This is a genomic window from Bradyrhizobium sp. CCBAU 45321, assembly GCF_028128975.1.
Lineage (GTDB): Bacteria > Pseudomonadota > Alphaproteobacteria > Rhizobiales > Xanthobacteraceae > Bradyrhizobium > Bradyrhizobium yuanmingense.
The window spans coordinates 543,118-555,777 of the sequence record NZ_LFKZ01000130.1 but is presented as its reverse complement, the minus strand read 5'-3'; the positions used below and the strand labels follow the sequence as shown (position 1 = coordinate 555,777).

The following is a 12,660-nucleotide window of genomic DNA, read 5'->3' as shown; positions in this document are numbered from 1 at the left end:
TGAACAATGAGCTCCGTTGCGCCTGCTGTTGAACCTGTCGGCCCCGCCCGCACGTCAGGCCTCGTCGCGATCCTTGAACAGACCCGCTATGTCCTCAGCGAGAACAAGGTCACGGCCTTTGCCTTCGCTCTGCTCCTGATCATCGTGTTCGCCGCGCTGTTCGGCCCTTACGTGGTGCCGTACGACCCGCTTGCCTCCGACACCGCCGCCGCGCTGAAGCCGCCGTCGGCGGCGCACTGGTTCGGCACCGACCAGCTGGGGCGCGACATCTTCAGCCGCGTCATCGTCGCCACGCGCCTCGACTTCTTCATCGCGATCGCCTCGGTCGCGCTGGTGTTCCTGATGGGCGGCCTTGCCGGCATCGCGGCCGGCTATTTCGGCGGCTGGACCGACCGCATCGTCGGCCGCATCGCCGACACCATCATGGCGTTCCCGCTGTTCGTGCTCGCGATGGGCATCGTCGCCGCGCTCGGCAACACCGTGCAGAACATCATCCTGGCCACCGCGATCGTGAACTTCCCGCTCTATGCCCGCGTCGCGCGCGCCGAAGCCAATGTCCGCCGCAATGCCGGCTTCGTGCAGGCCGCGCGTCTCTCAGGTAACGGCGAATTCCGCATCCTCCTGGTGCACATCCTGCCGAACATCATGCCGATCATGATCGTGCAGATGTCGCTGACCATGGGCTACGCCATCCTCAATGCCGCAGGCCTGTCCTTCATCGGCCTCGGCGTCCGTCCGCCGACCGCCGAATGGGGCATCATGGTCGCCGAAGGCGCGGGCTTCATGGTGTCGGGCGAATGGTGGATCGCGCTCTTCCCCGGCCTTGCCCTGATGATTGCCGTGTTCTGCTTCAACCTCCTCGGCGACGGCCTGCGCGACATCGTCGACCCCCAGCGGAGAACGTGATGGCAGACGTACGTCCGAAATTCTCCAATGATTTCAGTCGCCGCTCTACTGTGCATGGGGTTGTTTTCGACCGTTTGAGTGACGGGAGCCGTCCATGACCGCCCAGCCCCTGCTCGACGTCCAGAACCTCACGGTCGAATTCACCACCCGACGCGGCATCGTCAAGGCGGTGCAGCACGTCAACATCTCCGTGGCCAAGGGCGAGACGCTGGCCATCGTCGGCGAGTCCGGCTCCGGCAAGTCGGTGACATCCTACGCGGTGATGCGCATCCTCGACCGCGCCGGCAAGATCGCCGAGGGCTCGGTGATGTTCTCCGGCATCGACGTCAAGGCGGCGACCGAAGACCAGATGCGCGATCTGCGCGGCCGCGAAGTCTCGATGATCTTCCAGAACCCGCGCGCCGCGCTGAACCCGATCCGCAAAGTCGGCGACCAGATCGAGGACGTGCTGCGCACCCATGTGCAGCAGGCCCAGGTCGCAGATCACGGCGAGAAGGCGATCGAGGCGCTGGAGCAGGTCAAGATCGCCCGCCCGCGCGAGCGCTATCACGCCTATCCGTTCGAGCTGTCGGGCGGCATGTGCCAGCGCGTCGTCATCGCGCTCGCGCTGGCCTGCAATCCGCAGCTCCTCATCGCGGACGAGCCGACCACCGGTTTGGATGTCACCACGCAGAAGGCGGTGATGGACCTGATCGTCGAGCTGACGAAACGCCGCGCGATGTCGACCATCCTGATCACGCACGATCTCGGGTTGGCTGCCGCCTATTGCGACCGCGTCGTCGTGATGGAGAAGGGCCGCGTCGTCGAGACTGCCACCGCCGCCGACATTTTTGCCAACCCTCAGCACCCCTACACCAAGAAGCTGATGCGCGCGACGCCGCGGCTGGGGGTGAGCTTGCGCGATCTGCTGCCGGAGGAGGATACTCTTGCCTCTCCCCGCACGCGGGGAGAGGCCGACAGGCTCTGGAGCGCAGTTGCGCTCCAGAGCGTGGCGGGTGAGGGGAACTCTCCACGAGTCGAGCTCGCCGAGGCTGCCCCTCACCCCAGCCCTCTCCCCGTGAAGGACGGGGAGAGGGAGCAGAGCGGTGCAAGCGGGGAGAGGGAGAAGACGCTCCTCCTCCGCGTTGAAAAGCTCGTCAAGGAATATCCCCGCCAGGGCGCGACCGCCGTGCTCGGTAAACTGTTCGGCCGCAAGCCGCCGGTGGAGCCGGACGTGTTCCGCGCCGTCGACAGCATCAGCTTTTCGATCGGCCATGGCGAGAGCGTCGGCCTCGTCGGCGAGTCCGGCTGCGGCAAATCGACCACCTCGATGATGGTGATGCGTCTGCTCGACCAGACCTCCGGCCTGATCCAGTTCGACGGCGAGGACATCGGCGGCATTCAGCCTGCCGCCTTCGCCCGGCTGCCGCAGCGCAGCCGCATCCAGATGGTGTTCCAGGACCCCACCGACAGCCTCAACCCGCGCTTCACCGCCGCGCGCGCGATCGCCGACCCGATCATGCAGCTTGGCGATATCAGGGGTCGCGACGCGCTCCGCGCCCGCTGCGAGGAACTCGCCACCATGGTCGGCCTGCCGCACAATCTGCTCGACCGCTTCCCGCACCAATTGTCCGGCGGCCAGAAGGCCCGCGTCGGCATCGCCCGGGCGATCGCGCTGCATCCCAAGCTCGTCATCCTGGACGAGCCGACCGCGGCGCTGGACGTCTCCGTGCAGGCCGTCGTCCTCAACCTGCTGCAGGACCTCAAGGCGCGGCTAGGTATGAGCTATCTGTTCGTCTCGCATGATTTGAACGTGGTGCGCTTGTTGTGCGATCGTGTCATTGTGATGCGGACGGGACGGATCGTCGAGGAGGGCTCTTCCGAGCAGGTTCTCGGCGATCCCAAGGACGACTACACCAAGGAGCTGCTGACGGCGATCCCGCATCCGCCGTTGCCGACACACTAAGACTGCACTGATTGCTTGAGAGCGTGATGGCCGAACCGCTGGACGACTATATCGACGCCGTATCGAAGGCGCTGGCGCTGCCGATCGAGGAGGCCTGGCGGCCTGCGGTTCGCGCCAACCTCGAGGTCTCGCTGCGGCTTGGCCGTCTGGTCGACGAATTCGCGCTGCCGGACGAGACCGAGCCGGCGCCGATCTTCACGGCCTGATGCTGCCATGACCACCAAGCCAGAGATGACGGCCTCCGAGATCGCGAGTGCGGTTGCGGGGCGCAAGATGACCGCGCTCGCTGCCACCGAAGCTGCGCTCGCCCGCATCGCGCAGCATGACCGCATCCTCAATTCCTTCACCGACGTCACCGCCGAACGCGCCCGCGCCAAAGCGCGCGCGATCGATGCCGACATCGCCGCGGGCAGGACAATCGGTCCGCTCGCCGGCGTACCCTTCGCGGTCAAGAACCTGTTCGATGTCGCGGGGCTGCCAACGCGCGCCGGCTCGAAGATCAACCGGGACCTCGCGCCCGCGAGGCGCGATGCGACGCTGATCGAGCGGATGGAGGCGGCCGGCGCCGTTCTCGTCGGCGCGCTCAACATGGGCGAATACGCCTACGATTTCACGGGCGAGAACATCCATGACGGCCCCTCGCGCAATCCGCATGACACCACGCGGATGAGCGGCGGCTCCTCCGGCGGCTCGGGCAGCGCCGTCGGCGGCGCGCTGGTGCCGATCGCGCTCGGCTCCGACACCAACGGCTCGATCCGCGTGCCGTCCTCCTTCTGCGGCATCTTCGGCCTGAAGCCGACCTATGGCCGGCTGTCACGTGCGCGCTCGTTCCCGTTCGTGGCGAGCCTCGATCATCTCGGCCCGTTTGCGCGCTCCGTCGCCGATCTCGCGCTCGCCTATGACGCGATGCAGGGTCCGGACGCAGACGACGGCGCCTGCACCACGCGCGGGCCAGAGCCCGTCACGCCGCTGCTCGATGAGTCCATCTCCGGCTTGCGCGTTGCGATCGCCGGCGGCCACTTCCAGAAGAACGTGTTTCCGGAAGCGGTCGAAGCCGTCAGCCGCGTCGCCAAGGCGCTGGGCGCAACGCAAGTGGTGGATGTTCCCGAAGCCTCGCGCGCCCGCGCCGCCGCCTATGTCATCACCACCACCGAAGGCGCTTCGCTCCATCTCGATCGCCTGCGCAAGCGCCCGAACGACTTCGATCCGGCGGTGCGCGATCGGCTGATCGCGGGCGCCATGGTTCCGGCGCCGCTGGTCGATCGCGCCCAGAAATTCCGTCGCTGGTATCGTGCGCAACTCACCGAGATCTTCAAATCGGTCGATGTTCTGCTGGCACCCGCAACGCCCTGCACCGCGCCAAAACTCGGACAGGTCAATTTCAATCTCGACGGCGTCGAGCTGCCGGTGCGCGCCAATATCGGCATCCACACCCAGCCGATATCCTTCATCGGCTTGCCGGTGGTCGCGGTCCCCTTGCCGCTCGAGCCGCTGCCGATCGGCGTGCAGATCATTTGTGCGCCCTGGCGCGAGGACATCGCGCTGCGCGTCGCGCACGCATTGGAGAAGATGGGCGTCGTCGCTGCGCCCGCGCCGAGAGGGTTCTAAGATGCAGATCGATCTCCCCGACGTGATCGCGGAAGTCAAAGCCGCGTTCGAGCGCTATGAGCAAGCCCTCGTCAGCAACGACGTCGCCGTGCTCGGCGAGCTCTTCCGCAACGACCCGCGCACCTTGCGCTACGGCATCGGCGAGAACCTCTATGGCTACGAGGCAATCTCCGGTTTCCGCGCCGGCCGTTCGCCGGTCGGGCTGAACCGCCGCACCGCCAAAACCGTGATCACCAGCTATGGCCGCGACACGGCCGTGGCGTCCACCTTGTTCTATCGCGATACGGCTCCCGGCAAGGTCGGCCGGCAGATGCAGACGTGGATACGTTTCCCGGAGGGCTGGCGCGTCGTCGCCGCTCATGTCAGCATCATCGAGGAGCCGAAAGAGACCGTATGACGCTTGATGATCTTCCGCAGGGCGCATTGCCGGCCGAGCCGGTGGTGCCGCGCGTCGACCGTGCATCGCCGTCGCTGCTGAAGGTCACGCGCGCCGAGGAGCTGCGGCTGCAGCTTGCCGACGAGATCGTGCGCGGAACGCTGGCGCCGGGCTCGCCGCTGGACGAGACCGATATCGCGCGGCGCTTCAACGTCTCGCGCACGCCGGTGCGCGAAGCGCTGCGGCAATTGGTGGCGAGCGGCCTCGTCGAGGCGCGACCGCATCGCGGCGCCGTGGTGGCGCAGCCCTCGATCGAGCGGCTGAAAGGCATGTTCGAGGCGATGGCGGAGCTCGAGGCCTTGTGCGCGGGTCTTGCCGCCGAACGCATGTCGGCGACCGAGCGTCATGGCCTGGAAGCCGTCCACGAGGAGCTGCGGGTGCTGAGCTACACCGGCAATCCCGAGCGTTTCCACGAGGTCAACGAGCGCTTCCACAACGCGATCTATGCCGGCTCGCAGAACGGCTACATCGCCGAGATCACGCTCGCGACCCGCGTCCGCGTGCAGCCGTTCCGCCGCGCCCAGTTCCGCAACCTCGGCCGCCTCGCCAAGTCGCAGGCCGAGCACGACCGCGTCGTCGTCGCCATCATGCGCGGCGACAAGCAGGGCGCCGCCGCCGCCATGCGCGCGCATATCGAGCTGGTGCGCGGAGAGTACGAGATCTACGCGGTGTCGGTGTAGGACGACACGCTCGGTGTCGTAGGGTGGGCAAAGGCGCGAAGCGCCGTGCCCACCGTCTCTCCAAATTGACGATGATGGTGGGCACGCTTCGCTTTGCCCACCCTACGAGAGCTACGCCTTCGCAGCTTCCATCATAAATTTTCGCCATCCCCCATACGCCGTGATGTCCCGCGCATCGCCCAGCACTTCCGGCTCGACGAGGAATCCCTTCACGCTGCGTCCGTCGGCGAGCCTGATTGTGCCGATCGCCATCGGCGCGGGGATCGCGTTGACGAACTTGCCGAAGGCGGACGACGACAGCGACCAGATCTCCAGCTCGATCGCCGCGCCCGTGCCGGTCTCGACGCGCAGCATGCCGGGCTTCGGCGGCGTCGTCTTGAGCGCATAGAGCTTGTAGTCGGGCGCGGTTTTCGTCGCCTCGACCAGCTTGCCATTCAGCGCGGTCAATTCCCCGTTCAGCGCCATGCCGGTGAGATGCGCGCCGACCACTGCGATGGGAATCTCGTCGTCGCCGCCGGTCGGGAGCGGCGCGAGCGGGGCTTGCGTCACACCCTTCGCGCCGAGCGTCAGTTTCGTATCGGCGTGGAACACCCGGCCGATGCTCGCGAGCAGCGCGTCGCGTCCTGCGGGCGCCAGCAGCGTGATGCCGAACGGAATGCCGTCACTGCGCATCGCAGCCGGCACGGCGAGGCCGCAGAGGTCGAGCAGGTTGACGAAATTGGTGTAGGTGCCGAGCCGGCTGTTGAGCTCGATCGGATTGGCGAGCACCTGCGCGGTCGTATAGGCCGTCGGCGCCGTCGGCAGCACCAGCGCATCGATGTTGGCGAACGTGCGCTCTGCGATCTTGCGCAGGCCCTGCAGGCGGTAGAGCGCGGAGAAGGTTTCCGCGGCCGTGAGCCGCGCGCCGGCCGCGGTGATCTCGCGGGTAACGGGGTGGATCGCGTCTGGCGCGGACGCCAGCAGGTTCTTGATCACGAGATAACGCTCGGCGACCCAGGGACCCTCATAGAGCAGCCGCGCCGTCTCATAGAACGGCTCGAGGTCGAACTCGACCAGCGTTGCCCCAAGCGCGGTCCATCGCTTCAGCGCATCGCTGTAGGCGGCTTCCGCTCTCTTGTCGCCGAAGAAGATCAGCTGGCCGTTGCGCGGCACACCCAGGCGCAGGTTTGCCGGCATCGGCGTGATGGCGCCGAGCGGCCGGTCGCGCGAGAATGGATCGGCTTGGTCGGGCCCGGCCATCACCGACAGCGCAAGCGCGGCATCGTCCACCGTCAGTGCGAACACCGAGATGCAGTCGAGCGTGCGGCAGGCCGGCACCAGGCCTGCGGTCGAGATCATGCCGAGGCTCGGCTTCAGCCCGACGATGTTGTTGAGCATCGCCGGCACGCGGCCCGAGCCGGCGGTATCCGTGCCGAGCGACAGCGGCACCAGCCCGGCGCCGACCGCGGTGGCCGAGCCCGAGCTCGAGCCGCCGGGAATGAGATCCTCGCGGATCGAATTCCTGGGGACGCCGTAGGGCGAGCGGACGCCGACGAGGCCGGTCGCGAACTGGTCGAGATTGGTCTTGCCGATGATGATCGCCCCGGCCACGCGCAGGCGCTCGACGGCGGTCGAGTCGTGCGTGGGCGTGTAGGAGAAAGCCGGGCAGGCGGCGGTTGTGGGAAAGCCCAGCGCGTCGATATTGTCCTTCACCGCGACCGGCACGCCGTAAAGCGGCAGGCTGGCAGCATCCGCCCGGGCCGCGAGCTTCTCCGCTTCCGCGATCGCGTCCTTCTCTTCGCGCAGGCTGATGAACACGGCGGGATCGTCGTAATCGCGGATGCGCCGATAGGTCCGCGCGACGGTCTCTGCCGGCGAAAGCCGGCCCGCGCGGTTCGCGGCCACAATCGCGGCGATCGTTTCAGGCTGCTCGGCCCCCATGGCGGCAAAACTCCGGCAATTCGTCTTCGCCCGGAGTGAAGCAAGCGATGTGCCATTGTGTAAAGAATCCGGGCAGGATGATCGTGCCGGATCCTATCGTGCGATCAGTGGCTTGGGGGACATTTCGGCCGGCGCCCGGCCGGTCGCCCCAGTGACCTATCTGCCCAAATCATAGGCAGTCGGGATCAGGTGAAGCCGGAAAGGATCCGGAGCAGCTGTGCCCGGTTCTCCTTGCCGATCTTCGCCTCGACGTGCCGCTCGTGCTCGGCCGCGAGCCGCTTGAATTTCGTCAGCGCCGTCTCGCCCTGCGCGGTGAGGTGCAGCGCATGCGAGCGCCGGTCCTGCTTCGACTTGATCCGCTTCACCAGCTTGCGCTGTTCGAGGCTGTCGAGCAGGTGCACCAGCCGGGCACGCTCGATGCCGAGGCGTTTTGCCACCGCCATCTGCGACAGGCCCGGATTGGCGCCGATCACGGTCAGCACAGAATATTGCGTCGGCCTGATGTCGACCTCGCCGAGCGTCTTGATGAAGTCCTGAAAGATCCAGATCTGGAAGCGCCGCACCGCATAGCCGGCGTGTCCGACCAGCGCGTCGAGGCCCACGTCGTCGGCGCCATTGCGTGGTGCTGCGCCGTTGCCGGCGCGCTTGCGTGGGAAGCGGCGGGTATCGGCCCGGTCTGCTGTGGCTGTCACGTCGGTATCTCCTGTCGCGCAACCCTAGCGCCCCTGGGTTCGAAGCGAAAGATTGTTGTTGACGACAACAATTGCCATGCCCAACATTATGAGCAAAGCGGCCCGGAACGAGGCTGCGGCCGATCCTGTAACCGGGATGGAGGAGGAAACACATGACAGTCGCCTCACATGGTGACGTTGCAGGGCTGTTCGCAACGCCCAGGACCGTCGCAGAGCATCGGCCCGACGGCAGCATCGTTCTGCGCGCGCCAGAGCCGCTCGGCGAGACTGCGCGCTGCACCGGCGATTGGCTGGAGCAATGGGCGCAGCAAAGGCCGGATGCGATCTTCCTGGCCGAGCGCGGCAATGTCGAAATGCCCTGGACCACCGTCACCTATGCGCAGGCGCTGCGGAAGGTGCGCGCCGCGGCGTCCTGGATCCTGGCGCAAGGGCTCAGCGCGGATCGCCCCGTCGCGATCCTCTCGGACAACAGCATCGATCATGCGCTGCTCGCGCTCGCCGCCCAGCATGTCGGCGTGCCCTCGGCGGCGATCTCGCCGGCCTATTCGCTGATGTCGAAAGACTTCGACAAGCTCAAGAGCATGATTGCGCTGCTCGATCCCGGCGCGATCTACGTCTCTGCGCTCCAGCCGTTCGCGCCAGCGCTGGCCGCCATCGAGCCGCTGCACAACGCGCAGATCATCAGCGGCAATGCCGATGACACTGAGGTGCTCGCGTTCCGCGCCATTGCGGCAACGCCCGAGACGGCCGATGTCGCAAGAGCCTTCGCCGCGGTGACGCCTGATACGATCGCAAAATTCCTGTTCACCTCGGGCTCGACGGGCACGCCGAAAGCCGTCATCAACACCCAGCGCATGCTGACGTCGAGCCAGCAGGCCAAGGCGCAGACCTGGACCTTCCTCGAACGGAGCCGCGATCTCGTCATTCTCGATTGGCTGCCCTGGAGCCACACCTTCGGCGCCAACCACAATTTCAACCTCGTGCTGCGCAACGGCGGCGCGCTCTACATCGATGGCGGCAAGCCCGCGCCCGGTCTGTTCGCGACCTCGCTCGCCAACCTCAGAAGCGTGATGCCGACGGTCTATTTCAACGTGCCGCGCGGCTTCGACATGCTGATCGCGGCGCTGCGCAGCGACGAGGAATTGCGCCGCCGCTTCTTCGGCGAGGTGAAATTCGCGTTCTATGCCGGCGCGGCATTGCCGCAGAATCTGTGGGATGCTCTCGAAGAGCTCTCGCTCGAGACGGTCGGCCGCAAGCTGCCGATGGTCTCGGCCTGGGGCTCGACGGAAACCTCACCGCTCGCCACCGACTGTCATTTCCTCGCCGAGCGCTCCGGCAACATCGGCGTGCCCATTCCCGGCACCGAGCTGAAGCTCGTCACCTCCGGCGACAAGCTGGAGGTGCGGGTGCGCGGCCCCAACGTCACGCCCGGCTATTGGAAGGCACCCGAGTTGACCAGGCAAGCGTTCGACGAGGAGGGCTTCTACCTGATCGGCGACGCCGTGAAGCTTGCCGATAGCGCGCGCCCCGAGCGCGGCCTGTTCTTCGACGGCCGCGTTGCCGAAGACTTCAAGCTCAATTCCGGCACATGGGTCAGCGTCGGCGGCTTGCGCGTTGCCGGCATCGCCGCGCTGGCGCCGCTGGCTCAGGACATCGTCGTCGCCGGTCACGGCGGTGACGAGGTGCGTTTCCTGGTGTTTCCGAACATCGTGGCCTGCCGCGCCCATGCCGGTCTGCCCGAAACCGCGGCGGCCAGCGACGTGCTGGCGCACGACAAGGTCCGCAGCGCCATCGCGCGGGGTCTGACGAAGCTGAAACAGCAGAGCGCCAACTCGTCCGGTCACGCCACCCGCGCGCTGCTGCTCGCCGAGCCACCGTCGGTCGACGGCGGCGAGATCACCGACAAGGGCTACATCAACCAGCGCGCCGTGCTGACGCGCCGCGCCGATGCGGTGGCGCGGCTGAATGATGACGCGTCGGGTGAGTGGATCGGATTGTAAGGCCGAGTTAGCGACGCCACATTCCGCTGTCATTCCGGGGCGCGCCTCTTGGCGCGAGCCCGGAATCCATTTCACCGCAAGGGTAGTGCACAATGGATTCCGGGTTCGCGCTAGACGCGCCCCGGAATGACGAGTGGGATACTTCAGCAACCCTGCCGCATTATCTTGCCGATTCTTTTGTTGCCTAAGCAACTAATTTGTGCGAACCCTTCTAGACAGAGATGACGGCGGGCGGAACCGCTGCGTCCGATCGTGGAGGAAACAATGCGCGGCAGGAATGGTGCCGTCGGCAAATGCCGACGCATGCCGGAAGACAGGGTGCTTCCGCGACGCGACGCGTCAGCTATAGCTGCTGTCCGTCACGGCACCGAGGTTCTCGTGCAGCCGGCGCAAGAGATCGATCAGCACCTCGCGCTCGTCCTTGCTGAGGCACGACAACAGCCGCCGCTCGCGTTCGAACGCAGCGACGATCACCTTGTCATGGGTGGCGCGGCCCCTTGCCGTCAACGAGATCGAGTGGGTGCGGCCGTCGTTCGGGTCGGTGCGGATCGACACCAGCCCACGCTTTTCCAGCCCTGCCAAGGTCCGGCTCACCGGCCCTTTGTCGAAGCCGATGACGTGGCAGATGCGCGAGGCCGGGATGCCGGGTTCGATCGCCAGCAGCGACATGATCCGCCATTCCGTGACGTTGACGCCGAATTGCTTCTGATAGAACGCGGTCGCGCTGTTCGACAGCTTGTTGGCGATGAAGGTGATGAACGCCGGGACGTAACGGTCGAGATCGAGCGTCGGCCCCGCATCACTGGGTGCGGGCTTCTGGCGGGCTCTGGTCGAAGACGGCGGCATATCGGGTTTCTGACTCGCGGCGGGCCCAAAGACCTAAGGGCATGCGCCGCCCTTTCACAAGATCAAAATGAGGGAGGTCTTCCATGACCGCATTCGGTGCTGCGGGATCGGGCGTCCCGCATCTCGACGTCGACCCCTTCGACATGAGCTTTTTTGCCGACCCCTATCCGGCGCATGAGCTGCTGCGGGAAGCCGGCCCCGTGGTCTATCTCGACAAGTGGAACGTCTATGGCGTGGCGCGCTATGCCGAGGTCCACGCCGTCTTGAACGATCCCGCCACCTTCTGCTCCAGCCGCGGCGTCGGCCTGTCCGACTTCAAGAAGGAGGCGCCGTGGCGACCGCCGAGCCTGATCCTCGAGGCCGATCCGCCGGCGCACACCCGCACCCGCGCCGTCCTGTCAAAAGTGTTGTCGCCGACCGTGATGAAGCAGGTGCGCGACCGTTTTGCCGCGGCGGCGGAGGAACGGGTCGACGCGCTGCTCGACCGGCGCAGCTTCGACGCGATCACCGACCTTGCCGAGGCCTATCCGCTGTCGATCTTTCCCGATGCGCTGGGCCTGAAACCGGAAGGGCGCGAGCATCTGATTCCCTACGCAAGCGTGGTATTCAACGCGTTTGGCCCGCCCAACCAGCTGCGCCAGGAGGCGATTGAACGCTCGGCGCCGCATCAGGCCTATGTCGCCGAGCAGTGCCAGCGCGAGAACCTGGCACCCGGCGGCTTTGGGGCCTGCATTCATGCGCAGGTGGAAGAGGGCGCCATCACGGCCGTCGAAGCGCCGCTGCTGGTGCGCTCGCTGCTGTCGGCCGGACTCGACACGACAGTCAACGGCATCGGCGCTGCGGTGTATTGCCTCGCGCGCTTTCCCGATCAATGGCAGCGGCTGCGAGACGACCTCACGCTCGCGCGCGGTGCCTTCGAGGAGGCCGTGCGCTTCGAAAGCCCGGTGCAGACCTTCTTCCGCACCACCACCCGTGAGGTCGAGCTCTCCGGTGCGCGAATCGGTGAGGGCGAGAAGGTGCTGATGTTCCTTGCCGCCGCCAACCGCGATCCGCGGCGCTGGGATGCCCCCGACAGGTACGACATCACCCGCCGCACCTCCGGCCATGTCGGTTTCGGCTCCGGCATCCACATGTGCGTCGGCCAGCTCGTCGCCCGCCTCGAAGGCGAGGTGATGCTGACGGCGCTGGCGCGCCGCATCGCGAGAATCGAGATCACGGGCGAGCCGAAGCGCCGTTTCAACAACACGCTGCGCGGGCTCGACAGCCTGCCTGTGACGATCACCCCGGCCTGACGAGGAGCTTGATGCCTGCCATTACCTTCATCCATCCCGACGGCAAGTCCGATCGCGTCGAGACCGCGGGCGGCGAAAGCGCCATGCAGGCCGCGACCCGTCACGGCCTCGATGGCATTCTGGCCGAATGCGGCGGCAACGCGATGTGCGCGACCTGCCATGTCTATGTCGACGAGAGCTGGCTCGCGCGCCTGCCTGCGATGGCCGACGACGAGGATGCGCTGCTCGACGGCACCGCCGCTGAGCGGCGACCGACGAGCCGGCTGTCCTGCCAGATCACGATCACGCCCGATCTCGATGGGCTCGTCCTGAAGTTGCCAGAGCGGCAGGTCTGA

General features: G+C 66.6%; 12 protein-coding genes. 9 read left to right on the top strand and 3 right to left on the bottom strand.

Annotation, left to right across the window (positions count from 1 at the left end; translation table 11 throughout):
- Nucleotides 1-6: 6 nt before the first annotated feature.
- The 6 genes from ACM43_RS35175 to ACM43_RS35150 all read left to right on the top strand — a co-directional run bounded on the left by ACM43_RS35175 (nucleotide 7) and on the right by ACM43_RS35150 (nucleotide 5,575).
- Nucleotides 7-906 carry an ABC transporter permease gene (locus ACM43_RS35175; protein WP_271546434.1) on the top strand — a complete coding sequence of 300 codons (900 nt, stop codon included), beginning with the start codon at nucleotides 7-9 and terminating at the stop codon, nucleotides 904-906.
- A gap of 94 nt (nucleotides 907-1,000) precedes the next feature.
- Nucleotides 1,001-2,851: a dipeptide ABC transporter ATP-binding protein gene (locus tag ACM43_RS35170; protein ID WP_271546432.1), complete on the top strand. Its 1,851-nt coding sequence runs from the start codon at nucleotides 1,001-1,003 to the stop codon at nucleotides 2,849-2,851.
- A gap of 26 nt (nucleotides 2,852-2,877) precedes the next feature.
- Nucleotides 2,878-3,057 (top strand): DUF4089 domain-containing protein, encoded by a 180-nt coding sequence (locus ACM43_RS35165; RefSeq protein ID WP_036001861.1) that lies wholly within the window; start codon nucleotides 2,878-2,880, stop codon nucleotides 3,055-3,057.
- Between the two features lie 7 nt (nucleotides 3,058-3,064).
- Nucleotides 3,065-4,459, top strand: coding sequence for an AtzE family amidohydrolase (locus ACM43_RS35160; RefSeq protein WP_271546430.1), 1,395 nt, complete (start codon nucleotides 3,065-3,067; stop codon nucleotides 4,457-4,459).
- 1 nt (nucleotide 4,460) lies between these two features.
- Nucleotides 4,461-4,856, top strand: coding sequence for an oxalurate catabolism protein HpxZ (gene hpxZ, locus ACM43_RS35155; protein ID WP_157286601.1), 396 nt, complete (start codon nucleotides 4,461-4,463; stop codon nucleotides 4,854-4,856).
- Nucleotides 4,853-5,575 carry a GntR family transcriptional regulator gene (locus ACM43_RS35150; protein ID WP_271546426.1) on the top strand — a complete coding sequence of 241 codons (723 nt, stop codon included), beginning with the start codon at nucleotides 4,853-4,855 and terminating at the stop codon, nucleotides 5,573-5,575. Before hpxZ ends, ACM43_RS35150 begins: the two co-directional genes overlap by 4 nt.
- Nucleotides 5,576-5,686: 111 nt before the next feature.
- Here the strand turns inward: ACM43_RS35150 and atzF are convergent, their stop codons facing one another.
- Entirely contained in the window at nucleotides 5,687-7,495 is a 1,809-nt protein-coding gene (gene atzF, locus ACM43_RS35145) for an allophanate hydrolase (protein WP_271546425.1), read from the bottom strand.
- 185 nt (nucleotides 7,496-7,680) lie between these two features.
- Entirely contained in the window at nucleotides 7,681-8,187 is a 507-nt protein-coding gene (locus tag ACM43_RS35140) for a MarR family winged helix-turn-helix transcriptional regulator (protein ID WP_271546423.1), read from the bottom strand.
- Nucleotides 8,188-8,339: 152 nt separating this feature from the next.
- Here ACM43_RS35140 and ACM43_RS35135 point away from each other — a divergent pair, with 152 nt between their 5' ends.
- Nucleotides 8,340-10,187: a feruloyl-CoA synthase gene (locus ACM43_RS35135; RefSeq protein ID WP_271546421.1), complete on the top strand. Its 1,848-nt coding sequence runs from the start codon at nucleotides 8,340-8,342 to the stop codon at nucleotides 10,185-10,187.
- 339 nt (nucleotides 10,188-10,526) lie between these two features.
- Here ACM43_RS35135 and ACM43_RS35130 read toward each other — a convergent pair whose 3' ends face one another.
- Nucleotides 10,527-11,033 carry a MarR family winged helix-turn-helix transcriptional regulator gene (locus ACM43_RS35130; RefSeq protein ID WP_271546419.1) on the bottom strand — a complete coding sequence of 169 codons (507 nt, stop codon included), beginning with the start codon at nucleotides 11,031-11,033 and terminating at the stop codon, nucleotides 10,527-10,529.
- 83 nt (nucleotides 11,034-11,116) lie between these two features.
- On the opposite strand from ACM43_RS35130, the gene ACM43_RS35125 reads away from it, so the two are divergent.
- Together ACM43_RS35125 and ACM43_RS35120 are read left to right on the top strand one after the other, a co-directional pair.
- On the top strand, nucleotides 11,117-12,325 hold the full coding sequence (locus ACM43_RS35125; RefSeq protein ID WP_271546417.1) for a cytochrome P450: 1,209 nt from the start codon (nucleotides 11,117-11,119) through the stop codon (nucleotides 12,323-12,325).
- Nucleotides 12,326-12,336: 11 nt separating this feature from the next.
- A complete protein-coding gene (locus ACM43_RS35120) occupies nucleotides 12,337-12,660 on the top strand; it encodes a 2Fe-2S iron-sulfur cluster-binding protein (RefSeq protein WP_057028474.1) in 324 nt (107 codons plus the stop codon).